Genomic DNA, 21,617 nt, shown 5'->3' on the forward strand with positions numbered 1-21,617 from the left:
CGGACCGGTTCGCAACCGGCGTTGTTGTGAAATGTGACAGCGACTGCGAGCGGGGCCAAAGCTAAGCTTTCGGCACCGTTTCCCATCGCCGCCGACCTTGCCGGCGACCGCCCCCGTGAAAAGCCGCCTAACTGCGCTGGCGTGGTTGTCCACGCTGGCCCTGACTTCAGCGGCCCATGCCGCTCCAGCCGCCGCCGACGCCTCGGACGACCAGGCGCTAGAAGCGCTTCTGAAACGGGAAGTGCAGGGCCCGTCCCGCTATGCCCAGAGCCTGATGGACGCGCCGGCGTCGGTCAGTGTGCTCGAGCGCGGTGTCTCCGATGCCCTCGGCCACCAGACTGTCGGTGACCAGCTGGCCCGACTGCCGGGCGTCTACCTCAGTAACTCGCGCACCTACAGCGCCCTGGGGCTGCGCGGCTTCAACAGGCCGGGCGACTACAGCGCCCGCCTGCTGATGGCCATCGACGGCCAGCGCGTCAATGACGCCATCTTTGACCAGGGGCTGCCGCAGCTGGAGCTGCCCATCGTCGCCGAATGGGTCAAGCGGGTGGAACTCGTCCACGGCCCGGGCTCCTCGATCTACGGCAGCAATGCGCTGCTGGGCGTCGTCAACGTTGTGACCCTGAATGGCGCCGACGCGCCGGGCCTCACGGCCCAGGGCAGCGTGGGCGAAAACGGCACGCGTCGCGCCGAGATGCATTACGGTGCCTCTGCCGCCGACAGTGACTTGTTCATCGGCCTGAACCTGCAGCGCACCGCTGGCGAGGACCTGTTCCTGCCCGAACTCGGCACGGCCGATGGCTGGGTGCGCGGTCTCGATGGCGAGCGCCAGGTGGCGCTGCTGGCCAAATTCCGCAACGGGCCATGGCGGGTCGCGTTGAACGCGGTGCGCCGCGACAAGGATGCCGCGACCGCACCCTACGGCACCGAGCCCGGCGTGCCTGGCACCCACTACACAGACAGCCTGGTGCTGGGCGAGCTCAGCTACGACGGGGGCTGGCAAGGTGATGTACGCCCCTCGGCGCGACTCAGTGTGGCTGGCTATGAGTTCCGCGGCAGCTATGTCTTCGGGCCCGCGCCCGATCTCGTCAACAGGGACCTGGCCCGCGCCCAATGGACGACGCTGGAGGCCCGCATGCTTTGGCGAGGCCTGCTCAACCACCAGCTGATGGTCGGCGCCGAGCTGCGCACCTCGCCCCAGGGCGTGCAGCGCAATTACGACGTCGATCCCTATGCGCTGCAGCTGGATTCGCATGTCACCCAGGACGCCGCGGGCGTCTACGCGCAAGACCAGTGGCGACTTTCATCGGTGCTGCAGCTGACCACCGGCCTGCGCCTGGACCATGTGCGCGGCTTCGCGCCCGCCGTGTCGCCGCGCGCCGTGCTGGCTCTGCGGCCCGACGAGCGCGAATCCTTCAAGCTGATGTGGGCGCAGTCCTTCCGTACGCCCAACCTGTACGAGCGCTTCTACGACGACGGCGGGGTTTCACAGCTGCGCAACAACGACCTGAAGCCCGAGCGGCTCAATTCCGTCGAGGCTGCCTGGGAATATGTGCTTTACAGCGGCCATGCGCTCAGTGCCAACGCCTACTACACGCGCATGAACCGCTTGATCGAGCAGCAGCCCGTTGGCAGCGAGAGCGAGGCGGTGGTGCAGTACCGCAATGTCGGCAGCGTCAGGCTGCGGGGCGTGGATGTGGGCGTGGAGAAGCGCGCAACGGACGGCTGGCTCTGGCACCTCAGCGCGTCCTGGATGGATGGCCGCGACGACGCTGGCCAGCGCCTGAGCAATTCGCCCTCGTGGATGCTCAAGGGCGACCTCGTCTCACCGGTGTGGCAGCGCTGGCAGCTCGGCATGGAATGGAACCTGGTCGGCCGCCGTACCGGGCGCGTCGAGGTACCCGCCACGACCCTCGTCAATGCTCATCTGCGCTACCACGTCGACCCGCGCCAGAGCCTGGCCTTGCACGTAAGCAATGCGCTGGACCGCCGCAACCTCGACCCGGCGACCCCCGACACGTCGCTGAGCGCCATCCCTCAGCCCCGGCGCGCCTGGCGCCTGGACTGGCGCTTCACGCTCTGAGCCTGGCCATGCGCGGCAGTCGAGCAGCGGTGAGGGGTAGAGCGGGCTGGCGCTGGCGTGCCGGCTGCACGATCCTGCTCGGCCTGCTGTCGGGCCAGCCGGCCATGGCGCAGAGTGCCAGCCCGGAGGCTTTGAAAGCCGAGGTCGTCTACCGCCTGCTGATGTTCGTCACCTGGCCTGCCGACCGCGAGCTGGCGGGGCGGCCGCTGCAGCTGTGCACCCTCGGTGAAGGCCGGATGGACAGCGCGCTGCAGTCCCTGGCGGGCCGGCCGATCCGGCACCTCACCGTCGATGTGCGCCCTCAGGCCCGTGCCGACCAGCTCGCCGGCTGCCACCTGCTCTACCTGCCCACACCGCAGCCGGCCTTGCGCCCGGTGCTGGCCGACCTGCCGGTGCTCGTGGTGTCGGATGTGGCGGTGATGCTGGAGCAAGGTGCCATGATCAACCTGCAGATCGAGGACGGCCGTATCGTCTTCGACGTGGACCTCGACGCCGCGCGCCGCGTCGGCCTGGCCATCAGCACCAAGCTGCTGCGCCTGGCCCGCTACGTGCGCCACCAGACGACATCGCCGTGAAGCCGCAATTTGCCGATGCCTTTGAGCGCCTGCGCGAACTCGTTGTCGCGCTGGCCGCCTTGGTGGTCTTTGCGCTGTTGCTCAGCGTGCTGCAGTACTGGCGCCTGCATGGACGCCAGCTCGAGGACCTGCGCACCCAGGCCGACATCGTCGCCCAGACGGTCTCGGCCGCGCTGGTTTTCGACAGCCGCAGCGATGCCGGCGAAAGCCTGGCGGCCCTGCAGCAAAGCCCGTCCATCGTGCATGCCCGGCTGCTGAAGGGCGACGGCGGCGTCTTCACACAGTTCTCGCGCACCGCGGCCGAGGTCTCCTGGTTGCACGAGGCTGCCGGCACGGCGAGCGTGCAGGTGCCGGTCATGGCTGACGGCCGGCGCGTGGGCATGCTGGTCGTAGAGGCCAGCCGCCTGCCGATGTGGATGGACGTGGCGCAGTTCCTTGCCGCCACCATGGGCACCCTGCTGGCCACGGCCGGGCTGGCCTGGTGGCTGTCCAAGCGGCTGCGGGTGCAGATCAAGGAGGTCGAGCGCCGCACCCGCTATCTCGCGCGCTTTGACGCATTGACCGACCTGCCCAACCGTGAGCACATGCGCGGGCTGCTGGAGCGCGTGCTGCACCAGCAGGGCCGCACCACCTTGCTGATCCTGGACCTCGACGATTTCAAGCAGATCAACGACCAGCACCGCCATGCTGCCGGTGACGCCGTGCTGCAGGCCATTGGCCAGCGGCTCAGGCTGCTGTGCCGGCCCGGCGACCAGATCGCCCGGCTGTCTGCCGATGAATTCGCGCTGCTGCTGGTGCCAGGCATGGAGGACGAGGCCTTGCGCACCCATGTCGCCCAGTTGCAGGCCGAACTCACGCAGCCGGTGCTGCACGACGGCCATTGGCTGCACCTGCATGTCTCCAGCGGCGGCGTCTCATTGCCCGAGCACGCGCGCGATGCGAGCGAGGCCTTGCGCAGTGCCGATGCCGCACTGCGGCATGCCAAGCAGATTGGCAAGGACAGCTTCCAGCTGTTCACGCCGCAGATCGGCGAGGCCCTGCGCCTGCGGCTGGCGCTGGAGCACGATATGCGCGAAGGCCTGGCGCGCGGGCAGTTCGGCCTGGCTTACCAGCCGCAGTACGACGCCGCGCGCCGCATCCACGGCTTCGAAGCGTTGGCGCGCTGGCGCCACCCCGAGCGGGGCTGGGTGCCGCCGGCCGAGTTCATTCCGGTGGCGGAGAACTCGGGCCTGATCGTCGAGCTCAGCCTGGCGCTGCTGGCCGTGCTGCGCCGCGACCTCGACGGCCTGCGTGCCCGGGGCCTGAGCTGCCCGCCCGTGGCCGTCAACCTGTCCTGGGAGCAATGCCGCAAGCCGCAGCACCGCGAGCGCTTCCTGCAGCAGCTCAAAGCCCTGCAGCTGGGGCCGGACGAGGTCGAATTCGAGCTGACAGAAAGCGCCGGCTTTGAGGACATCGACAAGCCCGACTCCTTCGTCTTCACGCTTCAAGGCCTGGGCTACCACCTGGCCATCGACGACTTCGGCACGGGCTACAGCTCGCTGGCCTATCTGCGCCGCATCCGCTGCCGCAAGCTCAAGATCGACCGCCTTTTCGTGCATGGCCTGTCGGGCAATGCCGACTCCCACATGCTGGTCGAATCCATGGTGCGCGTCGCGCACGCGATGCGCATGGTCGTCGTGGCCGAAGGCGTGGAATTGCCGGCGGACGAGGCGGCCCTGATCGCGATGGGCTGCGACCTGATGCAGGGGTTTGGTTTCTGCAGGCCAGTGCCGCCGGATGAGATGCCGGGATTGCTGTCGGCCGACTGATCTAACTGCACAGCGCCAGCATCCCGGCCCACGCGAGTTGCAGGCCCGCGTTCTGCCAAGCGCACCATGCGCCAACCAGGGCCACCAGAGCGAGCAGCAACCAGCGCACCGTCATGCCAGCACCGGCCGACCGGTGTGCTCGACGGACTGGTCGCGGATGGGCAGGTGCAGCAGCACGGAAGCCACGCCCAAGCCCACCGAGATGAACCACATCCACGCATAGGACCGCGTTGCGTCATACACCAGGCCACCCAGCCAGGCGCCCAGGAAACCGCCGAGCTGGTGGCCCAGGAACACCAGGCCGAATAAGGTGCCGATGTAGCGCACGCCGAAGATCTGCGCGATGACGCCGCTGGTCAGCGGCACGGTGCCCAGCCACGTGGCGCCCATGACCAGCGCGAAGCCGTACAGCGAGGCATTGCTGAGCGGCAGCGCCATGAAGAGCAGCATGGCCACCGTCCTGACCGCATACAGCCCAGCCAGCAGGTACTTGCGGCGGTACAGGTCGCCCAGGCGGCCGCAGACATAGGTGCCCACGGCGTTGGCGGCGGCGATCAGCGCGATGGCGTTGACGCCGGCGGACGCGTCCATGCCCGCATCCTGGAGGTAGGCCGGCAGATGCGCGCCCAGGAAGGCGAGCTGGAAGCCGCAGCTCAGGAAGCCGAGGTTCAGCAGCCAGAAGCCGCTGTGCCCCAGGGCCGTGCCCACCACCGACCGAGGCGAAGCGCCTGCGTCCATCGCACCCACCGCGCCGGCCTCCGTGCGAGCTCTCCTGTCGTCCAGGCACCAGGCCGTGGCGGCGGACAGTGCGATGACGGCGGCCATCGCCTGCAGTGTGCGTGACCAGCCCAGCCCGTCGATGCCAACCTGACACAGCGGCACGAGCATGAACTGGATCAGCCCGCCGATGGCGCCGGCCACGCCCTGAGCCGTGCCGCGCGAGGCCGCCGGCACCAGACGCGACAAGGCGCCATAGACCACCGCGAAGGTCGTGCCCGTCAATGCCACGCCCACCACCAGGCCCGCGCCCAGCGCCAGCATCGTGGTGGACGGCGCCCAGGCCTCGATCACCAGTCCCGCGGCATAGAGCAGGCAGCCGGCAGCGATGACCTGGCCGGTGCCGCGCCGGTCCGCCAGATAGCCGGCCAGGGGCTGCACGGCGCCCCACACCAGCACCTGCAGGCCCAGCGCGAACGAAAAGCTCGTCCGGCCCCAGCCATGCTCCGCCAGCAGCGGCAGCATGAACAGCCCCTGCACGTGGCGCGTGCCCATGGACAGGCCCAGCACGATGCCGGCGCAGGCCAGCAGCAGCGTGGGCGGCACGGGAGAGGAGGCGGGTGGCTTGAGGGGCATGGCGAGCAGGTGTGGAGGGCGGGAACCCCCATGGTCCTGATCTCTGCATGCCGTGGGCTGAAGCCTGGCCCCGCGCCGCGCAGCCGCGCTCAGCTGACGTTCTTTTCGGCGGCCTGTTCCGCCAGCCAGTGCACGAAGGCCTGCAGCGGCGCTCGCTCGGCCCGCTCCCGCCACAGCACGGCCTGGTAGGCCTTGCCCGGCGCCGCATGCGTGCCCACCCGGCGCAGTTGGCCGTTGGCGATCTTGGCGCCCAGCAAGCGCGACGGCGCGATCACCAGGCCCAGGCCCTGGCAGGCGGCCTCGATGGCCAGGTGCAGGTCGTTGCAGCTCAGCAACGGGTCGACGCTCGCGAGCGCTGGGTCGATGGTGACCAGCCACTGGCGCCAACTGGCCACCGGGTGCTCCACGAGCGGCAGCAGCCGAGCGATCTCGCCGGGTGAGAGCCCATCGGCGCGGGCTGCCAGGGCCGGCGCCGCGGCGGCAATGTGCTCGTCGGTCCACAGCGGCACGGCCAGCATGTCCTCGTCCACGCTGCCACCGTAGCGCAGCCCGATGTCCACGCCGCCGTCCTTGAGCGACTGGAACTTCGCCGTGGAGGTGAGGATCACGTCGATGCGCGGGTGGCGTTGCGCGAATAGCCCCAGGCGCGGTGCCAGCCAGAGTCGTGCCAGGGCTTGCGAGGCGGTCACGTGCAGTTGGGCCCGGCCTACGGGCAAGCGCTCGTACAGCCCATCGCGCAGCCGGTGGGCAAAGGCCTGCACCGCATGGAAGTAGTGTTCGCCCGCGTCCGTCAGTTGCACCGCCGGCGCCAGCTGGCGCACCAGCTTCACGCCGAGGCGCGCCTCCAGCGCGGCGATGGACTGCGTCAGCGCGGCCGCCGACAGCCGCAGCTCGCCAGCGGCCCTGGTCAGGCTGAGATGGCGCGCCGTGGCCTCGAAAGCCTGGACGCAATGCAGCGGGGGCGGGCTCAGCGACGCTGCACCGCGTGGACCGACCGTCTGACGAGCGCCCTGCATCCAGATAATCTTAGCCATGCCGACATCCAGGCGCACCGCCACGCCGACCGCTGCCGTCGTGCCTCCGGCCAGCGTGCCGGACCTGCCGATGCACGAACTGCTGGCGCTCGAGGCGGTGTTCCGGCTTGGGTCCGTGCAGGCGGCCGCCGAGGCGCTGCACGTCACGCCGTCGGGCGTCAGCCACCGCATCGCCAGCCTGGAGCAGCGCATTGGCAGCCCGCTGCTGCGCCGCCGCGGGCGCGGGGTGGTGCTGACGGAGCTGGCCGAGTCCTGTGTCGCCGCCATCAGCCCGGGCCTGGTGGCCTTCGCTGCCGCCACGCAGGCGCTGCTGGATCGCGAGCACCGGGTCATCCGCATCGCGACCGCCGCCGCCATCGGCGTGGCCTGGCTGCTCCCGCGATTGCAGCGTTATGCCCAGCTGCACCCCGAGGCGCGCTTCGAGCTGCTGACCGTGGCGACGGCCGATGAACTGGCGACCGACCGCTGGGACCTGCTCATCCACTACGGCAACGCGCCGCGCCGGGGCGCACGGCGCGGCACACTGTTCCAGGAGACGCTGATCCAGGTCGGCGCGCCCGTGCCGGCCAAGCAGACCGGGCCGCGCCCCTTGCTGCGCCTGAGCCAGCTCGACCTTGCCGGCCCTGCCGCCGAGCGCCGCAGCACGCGCGGCGACGCTCATCATGCGCAACTCGTCTTCGACGACGCGCTGGCCATGCTGGAGGCTGCGTCAGCCGGTGCGGGCCTGGCCTGGGCCACCGAAACCGCCGCACGCCCCTACCTTGCGCAAGGGCGCCTCGTGCGGTCCAGCCCCGACGATCGCGAGGGCCTGCGCTATACGGCGGACCTGTCGGAGGCCGGTCAGCTCAAGCCGCTGGCGGCGGCGTTTTATGCGTGGTTGCTGGAGCATGTGGGCGAAGGCCAGGGCGGAGCGGTGACGCCCGGTTGCACGAAAAAATAGATGCGCCCGCCGCGCGGCGTGCTTCCTGGCTAGGCTGATGGGCAAACCGGCCCCTGATCGGACCCCAACAATGAAGCGCAGAGACATCCTCCACTGGGCCACGTCGGCAGGCGCCTTGAACGTGATCGGCAGCGCAGCCACCTCAGCCTCGGCGGCCGTGCCTGTCACCAAGCCCGTGCTGCCGCAGAAGGCGGACCTGATCAGCGCCACGGCGCGGCGGCTGCAGCTCGTCACGCAGCAGGCGCAATACCTGTGGACCGAGTCTCACCGTAACCTCGCCGGCGTGCCCATGGCAGCCGCGGTGCCCGCGGGCGAGTCGCCCACGCTGGAGCATCAGCTCAGGACCTCAGCGCTCGCGATGGAGGCAGTCACCAACCTCGCGGCGTCCATGGCGCCCAGTGCGCTTGCGGCCAGCAGCCTGCCGACGCTGCAGGCCTTGCGCAGCCGGCTCGCGGCCACACAGGCCAGTTTCGACAGCCTGCCTGCGGCCGAGCTCACGCCGCTGGCCAATCTCACGGCGACGGTGGGCGGCATCGCAACGCAGCTCCAGCAGATCCACTACCAGCTCACCGTGCGGGTCTCCACGGCACCTCAGCCCAAGACGGTGGCGCAGTACGACGCACTGTTCGTGACGCTGGACAAGCCAGCGATAGCGAGCCAGCTGCATGACGACGACACCTTCGCGTACATGCGTGTGGGCGGGCCCAACCCCATGCTGATCCGGCAGGTGGCTGCGCTGCCGGCCAAGTTCCCGCTGAGCGATGCGCAATACCGCCAGGCGATGGGTGGTGAGGGCAACAACGACAGCCTGCTCGACGCCGCCGGCAGTGGCCGGCTCTACCTGCTGGACTATGAAAGCCTGGGCGGCATGGCGCCGGCCGGCCCGGTGAACAAGCCGCTGACGGGCGCCGGCTACGGCTATGCGCCCATCGCGCTGTTCGCGCGCCCCCAGGCCGGCCGCTCGCTGGTGCCGGTCGCCATCCAGGGCGGGCAGGACCCGGCCCTCAGCCCCCTGGTGCTGCGGGCCACCGATCCGGCCAACGCCAACGCCTACTGGGCGTGGCAGTCGGCCAAGACCGCGGTGCAGGTGGCCGACTTCAACTACCACGAAATGTTCGTGCACCTGGGCCGAACGCACCTGATGTCCGAGGCCTTCGCGATGGCCACGCAGCGCCAGCTCGCGGTCGTGCACCCGCTGAACCGGCTGCTCGCGCCCCACCTCGAGGGCACGCTGTTCATCAACGATGCGGCCGCGCTGGTCATCATGGGGCCGCTCACCACGGGCGACACCATCCTGGCCGCGTCCATCGAGACGCTGCAGCGCGAATGCGGCCGTGATCGCCTGGCCTTCGACTTCTACGACAACATGCTGCCGAACGATCTGCGCGCACGCGGCGTGGATGACGCCGGTCGGCTGCCGGACTACCCCTACCGCGACGACGCGCTGCTGGTCTGGAATGCCATCCAGCAATGGGTGAGCGAATACCTCGCCGTGTACTACGCCAGCGACGCCGACGTGACGAGCGACTACGAACTCAAGGCCTGGGCCAGCGAGCTGGCCGTGAGTGGCAAGGTCAAGGGCTTCCGGCCCATCACCACGCGCAGCCAGCTCGCCTTGGTGGTGACGGCCATCATCTTCAATGCCAGCGCCCAGCACGCGGCCGTCAACTTCCCGCAGTCCTCGTTGATGACCTACGCCCCGTTCTACGCCGGCATGGGCGGCGCGTGGGCGCCTGCCGGCGCGGTGGGGCAGAGCGAGGCCACCTGGTCGCAGATGCTGCCCAGCCGGCTGGCGGCGCAGGAGCAGATCCTGCTGTTCCACATCCTCGGCGGCGTGTACTACCGCATGCTGGGCGAATACCGCGACAACGTGCCCCCGTACCCGCCGGTGCTGCTCGACCCCGCCATCACCCGGCCCGGCGGCCCGCTGGAGCGCTTTCGCAGCGCGCTGGCCGGCGTCGAGAACACCATCCGGCAGCGCAACCTGGCGCGCACGCGGCCGTATGAACACCTCCTGCCGAGCCGCATCCCGTCGAGCACCAACATCTAGAGTGGCGCAAGGCGGGCGTGAACGGCCTCAGTTCGACCCGTGCCCGTAGCTGAAGGCGCGCGTGATCGTCCAGGCATTGCCCTGCTGGCGCCACAGCATGGTGAACTCGGCGCGGCCCTCGCAGGGATGCGTCGTGCCGCCCGGCTTGTAGTGGCAGAAGCGATGCTCGCCGCGGGCCAGCGCGCCGAAGCCCTTGATCGGCCATACCTTCAGCGTGCCCGGCACGAGCTCGCGCTGGAACTTGCCGCAGACATTGGCCCGGGTCTGCGCGATCATCACGTCGCGCGTCCACGTGACGCCGCCGAGGTCGTGATAGAACTCGACGGCAGGGTCGAAGAAGCTCGCGTATTTGTCGAGCTGGCCGGCTGCCTCGCAATGGTTGAAGGCCTCAAAGGCCGCGGCGTCGAGCGCGGCGATCGTGGCACTGAGATCGGCCTCGGCCGGCGAGGGCTCCGCCGCGTGGGCGGCCATGGCGACGCCAGCGAGGGTGCACGCGATAAAGCGGTGGCGTAGAGAGTTCATCGGTCTGCCTTGGGGCGCGTGAAGAAGGCCGCATCCTCGCGAAGGCCTGGCGGCCCCGCCATCATGCCGCGACGGTCGGTGGCCTGGCGCCGACAGGCTGTCGATGGGGCACGACGAAACGTGCCGCGCAACGCTCCATCCGTTCGGCAGCGCCACCAAAGCGCCTCGCGCTATGGCTTGGCTCCGAGCACAACCGGCACCGTGTCGATCAAGCGGCGAGACACCACCATGGGCAAGGTCGATTCAAAGAACTTTCTGAAATGCGCGGTCTGGATGTGCTGTGCGTATGCTTGCTCGTCTGCGTAGATCTCGAAGACGCGTATGTGAGTCGGACGTTCCCGTTCAGCCACGGCGTAGAGGGCCAGGACTTTGGGCTCGATCCGCACCGCGGCTTCAACGCCCTCCGCGATGGCAGCCTTGAAAGCCTCGAGTTGCGCCGGATCAATCTCGAGCTCGGCGATTCTGATGAAGGGCATCTTCGACTCCACGGCGGTTGCGCTGCCCGGAAGGGCCAGCATGGAAAGTGTCGACGCGACGGCAATCGCGGCGGCGCGCGTGCTCATGAGTGACGGCTTGCGATTCCACACGGCGTCCATCCCTTCTGTCGGCGTTCTGCCTGCGCGTTCAACGCTCGGAACTCATGTCAGCGGGCGGCCCTCAGCGGACTGAAATCGTAGGTGGCCACCCGCGATGCCATTGGAGAAGGAAAGTCGCGGCTGATGTGCCGCCACTTCTACAAGGCCTGACCTTCAAGCGCTCAAGAGGCGCTAGCCTTCGACGGCGCCTGGAAGCCTGGACACCAACGTGTCGATCGCCAGGCGCAGACGCAAGGGCATGTGCTGGCTGACCGGCCACAGCGCATGGCATTCAACCGACGCATGCGGACGCTCCTCGAAGAGCGCGATGAGGCGACCGTCTTGCAGACTGTCCCGAACGAGCCAATGCGGCAGCCATGCGATCCCGAGCCCGGCGGCAGCCGCGTCGGCGACGACGGCAAGGTCATCAAAACGGAAACGGGAACTCAAGGTGACCTCGATCAACTTGCCTTCGACGTCCGGCAGCGTCCAGGGCTGCACATAGTCGGCCCGCCAATACAGCAAGGCGTCATGCCCATCGAAGGACTGGGTGTCGGCCGGATGGCCGCGAGCCGCGAGGTAGTGCGGCGAGGCGCACAACACCTTTCTCTGGCTACTCAGCCGGCGGCTGCGAAGCTGCCCCGTCGCCGGCCCCAACTTGCCATTGCGGATCGCGAGATCGATGCGCTCGGCAATGATGTCCGTCGGGCGGTCGCTGAAACACAGGTCGAGTTCCAGATTCGGGTGTTCGCGCGCGAGTTCCAGCAGGATGGGTGCCACGCAAAGCCGACCGAAGAGCACGGGCATCGCGACGCGCAGCCGCCCGCTGACCTCTTGCCGGCCGGATTCAAGCAGCGCCTCCGCTTCGCGGAGCTCATCCATGGCGCGAACGCAGCGCTCGTAATAGATCTGGCCGTCTTCGGTCAGGCTCAGCGCCCGCGTCGTGCGGTGAAAGAGCCGCACGCCCAGCCGGGTTTCGAGCCGTGCAATGGCCTTGGCGACAGCGGAACGCGTCAACGCCAGCCGCTCTGCGGCGCGCGCAAAACCACCGGCATCCACCGTTTCCACAAAAACCGCCACGCCGTCGAGTCTGTCCAGCATCGTTCTATTGTCGAATTTTGGGAATCATAACCAAGACGTTAATGCGCCACTGACGAATTAATGGAAACCGTAGCATGCCGCGAGCGTCCCGCCACGGGGACCGGCCTGACCCGTTCTTCTACAAAAGACCACTCATGAAACTGCTTTGCCTCGACATCCCCCAGCCCAGCGCCACGCTGGAACAGTACCAACCGCACCTGCACGGCGAAGCCCGCCACGGTTGGCAGCTCTACAAGAGCGGCATCGTCCGTGACATCTATTTCCGCCAGGACCGCCCGGGCGTCGCCATCCTCGCCGAGGCCGAGTCCGTCGAAGCCGCCAGGAAGGCCCTGGCCGAGTTCCCGTTGGCCAAGGCCGGCCTCATCGGCTGGGACGTCATCCCGCTGGGCCCGTTCCTGAACTGGGAAATGCTTTTCGCCGCCGGCAACGCCTGATTCGCGATGCTCCAAGCCGTCTCGTTTCCGAATCGAGCAATCCAGCTCTCAGGGCACCTTCACCTGCCGGACGACTTCCGGGAGGACAGGCAATACCCCGCCCTCGTCGGCATTCACCCCGCCGGCGGCGTGAAGGAACAGACGATAGGCCTGTATGCCAGGAGGCTGGCGGCGCATGGCTTCGTCGTTGTCGTCTTCGACGCGTCCTACCAAGGTGCGAGCGGCGGCGAGCCCCGCCTGCTGGAGGACCCGTCGGCGCGCGTGGAAGATGCCCGCGCTGCCGCCGACTTTCTCTCGACGCTGCCCTACGTCGACGTGGAGCGCATGGGGGTCTTTGGCGTTTGCGCCGGCGGCGGCTACGCGCTCGCCGTCGCCCAGTCGGAGCGCCGCTTCAAGGCGGTGGGCGTGGTCAGCGCCACGCCGATGGGCGAGGCAGCCAGGACCATTGTTGGCAACCCCATCCCCGTTGCTGCCTTGATCGGCACCCTGCAAGCGGCGGCGCAGCAGCGCACGGCCGAAGCCAGGGGTGCAGAGCCGCTCTACGCGCCATTCGTTCCCGAGCAGTTGGAAGACATCGACGACAACACGCCGACCTTTCTTCGCGAAGCCTACGATTACTACCGCACACCGCGGGGCCAGCACCCCAACGCCAAGGGCCGCTTCCTGATGACCAGCCTGGACAAGATGCTGGCCTTCACGGTCTTCCACCTGATTCCGGATCTGCTGACCCAGCCGCTGCTGCTGATTGCCGGGAGCATCGCCGACACCAAGGTCTACAGCGAGCAGGCGTTCGCACTGTCGAAAGGCCCGAAAGAGCTGTTCGTCATCGAAGGCGCCACCCACGTTGCGCTCTACGACCGGCCTGAGTACGTGGATCAGGCGATTGCCAAGCTCGCCTCCTTCTTCAGCAACCTGTGATCACAGCCCTCACCCATGACCCGACAAGCCTCTGAACTCAAGCCCGTCCTCTTCGTCGTCACCAGCAACCCGTTCAAGGGGGCGACAGGCATCCCCACCGGCTTCAACCTGGCGGAGGTCACCCACCCGCTGGAGAAGCTGCAGCAAGCCGGCATCCGCGTCGAGATCGCCTCCATCCAGGGCGGTGCGGCGCCGCTCGACGGGCTGGAGGACATGGCGGACCCGGTGGTTGCCCGCTATTGGGCGGATGCCGATTTCCGCCACGCCATTGCCAACACGCTGCGCATCGACGATGTCGACCCTGCGCGCTACTCGGCGGTCATGTTCGCGGGTGGCCACGGCACGATGTGGGACTTCCCCGACAGCGCCGGCGCGCAGAAGGTCATCCGCGAGATCGACGCGGCGGGCGGCATCGTCAGCGCCGTGTGCCACGGCCCGGCGGCCCTGGTCAATGCGCGCCGTGCCGACGGCAGCCTGCTGGTGGCGGGCAGGCGCGTGGCGGCCTTCACCGATGGCGAGGAAGAGGAAGTCCAGTCCACCCACGTCGTGCCCTTCCTGCTGGCATCCACGCTCAACGAGCGCGGCGCGTTGCATCAGGACTCGCCCAACTGGTCCAACAACGTGGTGGTCGACGGCCGGTTGATCACGGGCCAAAACCCGCAGTCCGCCGCCAGCCTCGGCGAAGCGCTGCGCGACACGCTGCTGGCGTGATCGGCCGCCGGGGTACGGCATGAAGCTGATGTGCGTCGAAGAGCATGTGCTGGATGCCGCCATCGGCGCGGCGTCGCAAAGTCTCGTGCGTGCCGACGCGCCGTATCTCCCCGACTGGGGCAGCCGCGTCATCGACGGCCAGCAGGCGTCCGCCCCTGGCCGCCCGCATGTCGTCGCGCCCAGCGAGTCGGCGCGCAAGGCGCTGGACATGGGCGCGGCCCGCCTGGTCGATATGGATGCGGCAGGCATCGCCATGCAAGTCCTCTCCTACGGCGGCTTCCCGCAGCTGCTGCCGGCGGCGCAGGCCATAGACCTGAACCGCGCCGCCAACGACAAGCTGGCCGCGGCCGCGCAAGCCCACCCTTCGCGATTCGCCGGGTTCGCCACGCTGCCCTGGCAGGCGCCCGAGGCCGCCGCCCGTGAGCTGGAGCGGGCAGTGAAGGAATTGGGCCTCAAGGGGGCCCTCATCAACGGGCGCCCCGGCGAGACCTTCCTGGACGACCCGCGCTACGCGCCCGTGCTTGCCGCTTTCGACGAGCTGAACGTGCCGCTGTACGTTCACCCCGGCCTGCCGCTGCCGGCCGTGCAGGCGCCTTACTACGGCGGCTTCGAGCGCGAGCTCAGCGCACGCCTGTCGATGTTTGCCTGGGGCTGGCACAACGAGGCCGGCATCCAGGTGGTGCGCATGCTGCTGGCCGGCGTGTTCGATCGCTACCCCCGCTTGCAGGTCATTAGCGGCCACTGGGGTGAGATGGCGCCGTTCTTCCTCCAAAGGCTGGAGGACGCCATCCCTCAGGAAGCCTCCGGCCTGAAGCGCCCCATCGTGCAGACCTACCGCGAGCACGTTTACGTGTCGCCCAGCGGCATGCTCACCTTGCCGCATTTCCAGTTCATCCATGCGCTGATGGGCGCGGAGCGCATCCTGTACTCCATCGACTACCCCTACCAAAGCCTGGACGGCGCGCGCGCCTTCATCGAGGGCCTGCCCGTCAGCGACGCGGACAAGGCCCTGATCGCCCATGGCAACGCCGAGCGCCTGCTTGGCCTGTAGAGCTGGGCCCAGGACAGTCGAACAAGCGCACGAATCGGCGCGGGGCTCGAAGAGATGGACTGCGTGGTGTCGCGGTAGGAGCTGATTGCGCTGTTCAGCCCATCATGTCCGAAGGCCGGCTTGGCCGGCCGGCTGAAGCACCGGCATCATGCCCACAACAAAGTCGATGAAGGCTCTGACCTTGGCCGGGACGTGGGTCCGGCTGGGGTAGTAGACGTAGAGGGGAAAGGTCTCGTCAGCCCAGTCCGGCAAGACGGGCTCCAGCGTGCCTGCGCGCAGATGCGAGTCGACCCCGATGTCGATCACCTGGGCGATGCCGTGGCCAGCGAGACAGGCGCCAATCTTGATTCCGGCGTCCGTGACCGTCAGGTTGCCGCGAACGGCCACCTTCACTTTTTCGTCGCCTCGCCAGAACTCCCATTCGAAGGGCCTGCCGGTGGCGGGATCGATGGCCATGATGCACTCATGACCGTCGTCCACCAGATCCTGCGGCGAGCTGGGTCGACCGCGGTGCGCCAGATAGGACGGCGCGGCAACGGTCAGAACGCGCGGGCTGTAGAGCCTGCGGCAGACCAGGGTCGAGATGGATGGAGGGCCAAACCTGACGGCGAGATCAAATCCGTCGCTCACCAGGTCCGACAGACCGTTCCTCGTCTCCAGCCTCAGTTCGAGAGACGGGTGGCCCTTCAGGAACTGCGCCAGCTCCGGCGCCAACACGAGGCTGGCGAACCGGGCATCGCAGGCGACGCGCAGCGTGCCGCTGACGGCCGAGGCCTGGCAGGAGGCGGCGGCCGTCGCATCCTCTATCCCCTGGAGCAGAGGCAGCACCGTGGAGAGCAATGCATGCCCCGCATCCGTCACTTCGACGTGTCGGCTTGTGCGATGCACGAGCTTGGCGCTGAGACGGTCCTCCAAGCGCTGGATCGAGCGGCTCACAGCAGGCTGCGTCTTGCCCAGACGAGAAGCCGCACGGCCAAAGCTCTTCGCTTCGGCGATCGCATTGAGCGCCAGCAGGCCGATGACAAGCGCCCCATCAAGGTCATCCATGATCGATGTGTTCTGGTAATGGCAGCGATAACCCGTTCGCTGTAGCGGAGCGCGGAAGGATTCCTCACTATACGAATCGTTCGAATACTGATGAAAGCCAGCGATGACCCAGACCCAAGCCGTAGCCACTCTGATCGAGGACTATTTCAACCTGGCCTATGAGCCGAAGAGCCGTGACTTCAACAAGGTCTTCCACCCGAGCTGCTTCGTGCAGTGGCTCGACGGGGGGCGGTTGAACATGCTGTCCTCACAGGACTATGCAGCGCTCATCCATGGGCGGCCGAGCCCCGAGTCGACGGGTGCGCCGAGGGACGAAGCGATCCTCTCGGTCGAGCACGTCTCGGACAGCCTTTCAACAGCGAACGTGAGGGTGCGGATTGGCCAAAAGCTGTTCAACGACCACTTCGTCCTGCACAAGGTGGATGGCAGCTGGCTGATCACGGTCAAGGCATCCTTTGTGGCGGGTACTTTCGACTGAAAGGGGCGTTTTGCTGTCGCGGTGACTTGATGCAGCGCAAATGCCGCAGCCTGTACCACGCGCAACATGCCGGCACCCGCCACGCTGAAAGGGTCGCCATGAAGATCGTTCTCGCAGTCGACGGCAGCGCCTATACCAAGCGCATGCTCAGCTACATCGCCGCCCACGACGAGCTCGTGGGCAAGGGCAACGAGTTCGTTGCGCTGAACGTCACGGCGGAAGTGCCACCTCACGCCGCCCGACATCTCCCGCGCGATGTGCTGCAGCAGTACTACGCCGACGAGGGTGAGAAGGTGCTCGCCCCGGTGCGTGAGTTTGCGCGCATGCAAGGCTGGCCGCTGCGTGAGCGCCACGCGGTGGGCTACCCGGGAGACATGTTGGCGGAGATCACCAACGAGGAAAAGCCCGACCTGCTGGTAATGGGCTCTCACGGTCACGGCGTACTCGCCAGCGCATTGCTGGGCTCGGTGTCGTCGCGCCTGCTGGCCCACACCAAGGCTCCGGTGCTGCTGATCCGCTGACATGGGGAGAGAGAGTCATGCGTGAAGACTTCAATCACGTGCTGGTGGCGACCGACGGGTCGCCGCTTGCGGATGTAGCACTCGAACTGGCGCAGCGTGTCGGCTGCGGTGGACGGGTCACTGCGCTGCTTGTGATGCATGACTACGGGCTGCCTGAATACTTGCGGGCAGCCATTGCTCATCGCCCCGATGCGCAGGCGCTGCGCGAGGAGATCGCCGCGGAGGGGCGCCGCTTGCTGGACGAAGCCATCGCGCGGACCACCAGGGACGGCGCGTGGATCGAGCGGCGCGTGGTGCTCAGTGACAAGGCGCCGCACCATGAGATCGTCACCGCCGCACAACGGGAGGGGTGTGACCTCATCGTGATGGCGACTCATGGCAAGGGCGGGCGCATGGCCGGCCTGGTGGGCAGCCAGGCACAGGCCGTTGTCTTGCAGGCGAGCGTGCCGGTGCTGGTGGCGCGTTGACGCCTCAGGCCTCCCGCAGCCACCTTGGCGGGTACGTGCTTGACGTCCACTTTCACCCCGTGACGCGCCAGCCAAAGGCCGATGTGTGCGCCAGGGATGTCGCCATGCGCCAGGTCGGCGCCCTCCGGTGTCTCGAACACGGCCACTTCGACGTTCGTGGCCTTCTTCAGGAAAGGCAGCGCATCGTGCATGGCCCGCGCGGCCTCCCGGTGGCAATCGGTCGCGCCGTGCCTGAGCTGTGCTTGGACGCCATGTCGGCGCCGAGGATGTTGAGCTGCATCAATGCGGCGCGCCGGGCAGTGCCTACCCTTGAACACATGAGCAAGATTCTCGTCGTCACCTGCTCCTTCACCGGCACCGGCGCTCGACTGACGGAGTTGCTGTGCCGGTCGCGCAACCGGACATCGGCTCAGGTAAGTCCTGGGTCACGACTTGAGAGGTGGGGTGCGGCCCTTCGTGCTGTCGCCTGAAACGGCGGGCTGAACCTCTCAGGAAACATCATGGGTGTACTGCTGTGGCTGTTGCTGATCGCCGTGATTGTGGCGTTGCTGTGGGCCGGATTCCTTCTGTTCATCGCCTTGCTCACCCGCGATTGAAAGCGTCATCATTGACGTGCGGATTGGCTCGTGAGAGCTGGCGAGCCAGGCCGTGCATCGCGGCCCGGTCGGTGGCACGTCGACGTTGGCGCGGGCTGGGATCGATCCACGCCGTTCGTCTGAGTTGAGCCAGCGCAAGCCAGACGGCTTTGCGCCATCGCAACATGGTGACGCCATGATCGTCCCCGAGTCGTCCCTCCAGCCGCGCTGCGCCGCTGCACTTCGGTCTTCCGGCCGGAAGTCGGCTGTCTTGCCATGACCGGGCAGGGGACGGGGACGGACCTCTTCCGGGCGCGCGGGCTGAGCAAGGTCTACCGCACCGGCGAGATCGAGGTGCAGGCCCTGCGCGGCGTCGACCTCGACGTGGCCCGGGGCGAATTCATCGTGCTGCTGGGCGCGTCCGGCAGCGGCAAGTCCACGCTCCTGAACATCCTCGGCGGCCTGGACACGCCGACCAGCGGCGAGATCCTGTTTGCAGGCCAGGCGCTGAATGGCGCCAGCGAGGCGGTACTGACGGCTTATCGGCGCGAGCACGTGGGTTTCGTCTTCCAGTTCTACAACCTGATCCCCAGCCTGACCGTGCGCGAGAACGTCGCCCTGGTCACCGACATTGCGCGTGACCCCATGCCTGCCGACGAGGCGGTCGACCTCGTCGGCCTGACGCCGCGGCGCGACCACTTCCCGTCGCAGTTGTCGGGCGGCGAGCAGCAGCGCGTGGCCATCGCTCGCGCCATCGTCAAGCGCCCTGAGGTGCTGCTGTGCGACGAGCCGACCGGTGCGCTGGACTACCAGACCGGCAAGCTCGTGCTCGAGGTCATCGCCCGCGTCAACCGCGACATCGGCACGACGGCCATCGTCATCACGCACAACGCCGCCATCGCCGCCATGGCCGACCGCGTCATCTACCTGGGCGACGGCCGCATCCAGCGCATCGAGACGAATGCGCGGCGACTCTCGCCCTCCGAGCTGAGCTGGTGATGCGGGCGCTGGATCGCAAGCTGCTGCGCGACCTGCGCCAGATGTGGAGCCAGGCGCTGACCATCGCGCTGGTGGTGGCCAGCGGCATCGCCGGTTTCGTGACCAGCCTTTCCGCGGTCGACTCGCTGGCCCTGGCGCGTGACCGCTTCTATGCCGAGGGCCGCTTCGCCGACCTGTTCGCCGGTGTGAAGCGTGCCCCGCGCGCCCTCGAGGCGAGCCTGCGCGAGGTGCCGGGCGTGGCCGACGTGCAGACGACGGTCGAGGCCGCCGTGCGCGTCTCCATTCCGGGGCTGCCCGACCCCATCATTGGCCAGCTCATTGGCCTGGACCGCCGGCAGCCGCCGCGCATGAACCTGGTCAGCGTCAGCGCCGGGCAGCGCCTGGAAGCGCTGGGCGATGCCGGTGCCGACGGCTCCCTCCCGGCGCTGGTCAATGAGGGTTTCGCACAGGCCCGCGGCCTGCACCCCGGCGACACGGTGGACGCCCTCGTCAACGGCAAGCAGCGCCGGCTGCGCATCGTCGGCACCGCGCTGTCACCGGAGTACATCTTTGCCGGCCTGTGGGGCATGCCCGACCTGCGCGGTTTCGGCGTGTTCTGGCTGGACCGGGACGCGCTGGCTGCGGCTTACGACATGCAGGGCGCCTTCAACCGCGTCGCGGTGAAGCTCGCACCCGGCGCGTCGGCCGACGACGCCATCGCGGGCCTGGCGCGCCAGCTGGCCCGCTACGGCGGACGCGACGTGCACGGCCGCGAAGACCAGGTGTCGCACCAGATGCTGGACAACGAGATCAAGGAGCAGCGCGTGCTGGGCACGGTGCTGCCGGCCATCTTCCTGGGTGTTGCCGCCTTCCTGCTCAACGTCGTGGTGACGCGCCTTGTCGGCACGCAGCGCGAACAGATCGCCGCGCTGAAGGCGCTGGGCTATCCGAATGCACGCATTGCCGCCCACTACCTCAAGCTGGTGCTGGCCATCGTGGCGGTGGGCCTGGTGCTGGGGTTGGCGCTCGGCGATCGCCTGGGCAGTGCCTTGACCGGCCTGTACGCCGAGTTCTTCCATTTCCCGCACTTCGAGCACCGGCTGGCCGCGCCGCTGGTGTTGGTCAGCACTGCGATCACGGTCGGCACCGCCGTGCTGGGCACGCTGAGCGCCATCCTCGCCACGGTGCGCCTGGCGCCCGCCGAGGCGATGCGGCCGCCGTCGCCCGGCCGCTACCGGCGCACTCTGCTCGAGCGCCTGGGCGTGCAGGCCATGGGCCCGGCCCTGCGCATGACCGTGCGCAACATGGAGCGCCGGCCGCTGCGCGCATCGCTCGCCGTTGGTGGCGTTGCCGCAGCCGTGGCCATCACCATCCTCGGCAACTACTTTCGCGATGCGATGGAGGCCATCATCGACACGCAGTTCACGCTGTCGCTGCGCGGTGACTTGACTGTGTGGACGGCAGAACCGGGCGATGCCATGGCAGCGCGGCTGGTGCTCGCCAGGTTGCCCGGCGTCCGGGGCGTGGAGACGACGCGCTTCGTGCCCGTGGAAATGAGCTTTGGTCACCGGCACGAGCGCGTGCTGGTGCGGGGCTTTGCCCCGCGGCCGGAGCTGTACCGCGTCGTCGACGTCGACAACCACCAGATCCCGCTGGAAGGCCGCGGCCTGCTGCTGACTGACCGGCTAGCGGCCAAGCTCGGCGTCAAGCCCGGCGAGCGCGTGTGGATCGAGGTGCTGGAGGGCGAGCCGCGCCGCGTCGCGCTGGAGGTTGGTGGCACGGTGCGCGACATGATGGGCTTGAATGCCTATATCGACCGCAACGCGCTGAACCAGGCGCTCGGTGACGGTGACCTCGGCAGCGGCCATGTGCTCAGCGTCGAGCGTGGCCGCGAAGCCGAGGTGTTGGCCGCCACGCAGCGCCTGCCCCGCGTGGCGGGCGCCTTCAGCAAGGCCACGATGGTGCGCAATATGCAGGAGATCAGCGCGCGCAACGTGCGCATCATGAGCACCATCCTGACGGTGTTCGCCAGCGTCATCGCGGTGGGCGTGGTCTACAACAACGCCCGCATCGTGCTGGCCGAGCGCGGCTGGGAGCTGGCCAGCCTGCGGGTGCTGGGCTTCACGCGCGCCGAGGTGTCGGCCATGCTGCTGGGCGAGATGGCCATCACCATCGCCATTGCGCTGCCGCTGGGCATGGCGCTGGGCTGGGCGCTGATCCACGCCATTTCCGAACTGCTGAAGTCGGATCAGTTTTTCTTTCCGGTCGTCATCCGCGCGCGCACCTATGCCTGGGCGGCGCTGTGCGTCGTCGCGGCCGGCATCACCAGCGGGGCCGTCGTGCGCCGCCGCATCGACCGGCTCGACATGGTGGCCGTCCTCAAGACCAGGGAATGA

The 21,617-nt window shown here is 68.2% G+C and carries 20 protein-coding genes; 14 read left to right on the forward strand and 6 right to left on the reverse strand.

The genetic code is table 11. The features are described from left to right. The first annotated feature begins 115 nt into the window (after positions 1-115). The 3 genes from ASC95_RS01385 to ASC95_RS01395 are packed head-to-tail and all read left to right on the forward strand — an operon-like array spanning position 116 to position 4,466. On the forward strand, positions 116-2,083 hold the full coding sequence (locus ASC95_RS01385) for a TonB-dependent siderophore receptor (RefSeq protein ID WP_157255905.1): 1,968 nt from the start codon (positions 116-118) through the stop codon (positions 2,081-2,083). A gap of 8 nt (positions 2,084-2,091) precedes the next feature. Beyond that, entirely contained in the window at positions 2,092-2,658 is a 567-nt protein-coding gene (locus tag ASC95_RS01390) for a YfiR family protein (RefSeq protein WP_082567404.1), read from the forward strand. Beyond that, entirely contained in the window at positions 2,655-4,466 is a 1,812-nt protein-coding gene (locus ASC95_RS01395) for a bifunctional diguanylate cyclase/phosphodiesterase (protein ID WP_057296008.1), read from the forward strand. The genes ASC95_RS01390 and ASC95_RS01395 overlap by 4 nt, the downstream gene beginning before the upstream one ends. Before the next feature lie 111 nt (positions 4,467-4,577). Here the strand turns inward: ASC95_RS01395 and ASC95_RS01400 are convergent, their stop codons facing one another. Further along, entirely contained in the window at positions 4,578-5,819 is a 1,242-nt protein-coding gene (locus tag ASC95_RS01400; protein WP_057296009.1) for an MFS transporter, read from the reverse strand. An 89-nt stretch (positions 5,820-5,908) separates the two neighbouring features. After that, positions 5,909-6,853 carry a LysR substrate-binding domain-containing protein gene (locus ASC95_RS01405; RefSeq protein WP_162250699.1) on the reverse strand — a complete coding sequence of 315 codons (945 nt, stop codon included), beginning with the start codon at positions 6,851-6,853 and terminating at the stop codon, positions 5,909-5,911. Here ASC95_RS01405 and ASC95_RS01410 point away from each other — a divergent pair. Both ASC95_RS01410 and ASC95_RS01415 read left to right on the forward strand, forming a co-directional pair. Beyond that, positions 6,852-7,793 (forward strand): LysR family transcriptional regulator, encoded by a 942-nt coding sequence (locus ASC95_RS01410; RefSeq protein WP_057296011.1) that lies wholly within the window; start codon positions 6,852-6,854, stop codon positions 7,791-7,793. The two genes, ASC95_RS01405 and ASC95_RS01410, sit on opposite strands and share 2 nt — an antisense overlap. A 70-nt stretch (positions 7,794-7,863) precedes the next feature. Then, positions 7,864-9,843, forward strand: a complete 1,980-nt coding sequence (locus ASC95_RS01415; RefSeq protein ID WP_057296012.1) for a lipoxygenase family protein — start codon at positions 7,864-7,866, stop codon at positions 9,841-9,843. 27 nt (positions 9,844-9,870) lie between these two features. Here ASC95_RS01415 and ASC95_RS01420 read toward each other — a convergent pair whose 3' ends face one another. The 3 genes from ASC95_RS01420 to ASC95_RS01430 form a co-directional block, all read right to left on the reverse strand. Next, on the reverse strand, positions 9,871-10,365 hold the full coding sequence (locus ASC95_RS01420) for a nuclear transport factor 2 family protein (protein WP_057296013.1): 495 nt from the start codon (positions 10,363-10,365) through the stop codon (positions 9,871-9,873). Between the two features lie 170 nt (positions 10,366-10,535). Further along, the gene (locus tag ASC95_RS01425; protein WP_057296014.1) at positions 10,536-10,928 is read right to left on the reverse strand and encodes a putative quinol monooxygenase; all 393 of its coding nucleotides are present in this window, start codon (positions 10,926-10,928) and stop codon (positions 10,536-10,538) included. 204 nt (positions 10,929-11,132) lie between these two features. Continuing rightward, a complete protein-coding gene (locus tag ASC95_RS01430) occupies positions 11,133-12,041 on the reverse strand; it encodes a LysR family transcriptional regulator (protein ID WP_057296015.1) in 909 nt (302 codons plus the stop codon). Positions 12,042-12,175: 134 nt separating this feature from the next. Here ASC95_RS01430 and ASC95_RS01435 point away from each other — a divergent pair, with 134 nt between their 5' ends. The 4 genes from ASC95_RS01435 to ASC95_RS01450 are packed head-to-tail and all read left to right on the forward strand — an operon-like array spanning position 12,176 to position 15,155. Then, the gene (locus ASC95_RS01435) at positions 12,176-12,475 is read left to right on the forward strand and encodes a hypothetical protein (RefSeq protein WP_057296016.1); all 300 of its coding nucleotides are present in this window, start codon (positions 12,176-12,178) and stop codon (positions 12,473-12,475) included. Positions 12,476-12,481: 6 nt separating this feature from the next. Beyond that, positions 12,482-13,393, forward strand: coding sequence for an alpha/beta hydrolase (locus ASC95_RS01440; RefSeq protein WP_057296017.1), 912 nt, complete (start codon positions 12,482-12,484; stop codon positions 13,391-13,393). 15 nt (positions 13,394-13,408) lie between these two features. Continuing rightward, entirely contained in the window at positions 13,409-14,104 is a 696-nt protein-coding gene (locus ASC95_RS01445; protein ID WP_057296018.1) for a type 1 glutamine amidotransferase domain-containing protein, read from the forward strand. A gap of 19 nt (positions 14,105-14,123) precedes the next feature. Further along, positions 14,124-15,155: an amidohydrolase family protein gene (locus ASC95_RS01450; protein ID WP_057296019.1), complete on the forward strand. Its 1,032-nt coding sequence runs from the start codon at positions 14,124-14,126 to the stop codon at positions 15,153-15,155. 102 nt (positions 15,156-15,257) lie between these two features. On the opposite strand, the gene ASC95_RS01455 is transcribed toward ASC95_RS01450, so the two are convergent. Further along, positions 15,258-16,202 (reverse strand): LysR family transcriptional regulator, encoded by a 945-nt coding sequence (locus ASC95_RS01455; protein ID WP_057296020.1) that lies wholly within the window; start codon positions 16,200-16,202, stop codon positions 15,258-15,260. A 103-nt stretch (positions 16,203-16,305) separates the two neighbouring features. Between ASC95_RS01455 and ASC95_RS01460 the strand changes: the two genes are divergently transcribed. From ASC95_RS01460 to ASC95_RS01485, 5 genes are all read left to right on the forward strand, one after another. Beyond that, positions 16,306-16,680 (forward strand): nuclear transport factor 2 family protein, encoded by a 375-nt coding sequence (locus tag ASC95_RS01460; RefSeq protein ID WP_057296021.1) that lies wholly within the window; start codon positions 16,306-16,308, stop codon positions 16,678-16,680. Positions 16,681-16,778: 98 nt separating this feature from the next. Further along, positions 16,779-17,201: a universal stress protein gene (locus ASC95_RS01465; protein WP_057296997.1), complete on the forward strand. Its 423-nt coding sequence runs from the start codon at positions 16,779-16,781 to the stop codon at positions 17,199-17,201. A 17-nt stretch (positions 17,202-17,218) separates the two neighbouring features. Then, the gene (locus ASC95_RS01470) at positions 17,219-17,668 is read left to right on the forward strand and encodes a universal stress protein (RefSeq protein ID WP_057296022.1); all 450 of its coding nucleotides are present in this window, start codon (positions 17,219-17,221) and stop codon (positions 17,666-17,668) included. 851 nt (positions 17,669-18,519) lie between these two features. Further along, the gene (locus ASC95_RS01480; RefSeq protein ID WP_057296024.1) at positions 18,520-19,242 is read left to right on the forward strand and encodes an ABC transporter ATP-binding protein; all 723 of its coding nucleotides are present in this window, start codon (positions 18,520-18,522) and stop codon (positions 19,240-19,242) included. Further along, a complete protein-coding gene (locus ASC95_RS01485; RefSeq protein ID WP_057296025.1) occupies positions 19,242-21,617 on the forward strand; it encodes an ABC transporter permease in 2,376 nt (791 codons plus the stop codon). Before ASC95_RS01480 ends, ASC95_RS01485 begins: the two co-directional genes overlap by 1 nt.

Origin of the sequence: Pelomonas sp. Root1217 (assembly GCF_001425705.1) — a bacterium.
GTDB lineage: Bacteria > Pseudomonadota > Gammaproteobacteria > Burkholderiales > Burkholderiaceae_C > Pelomonas.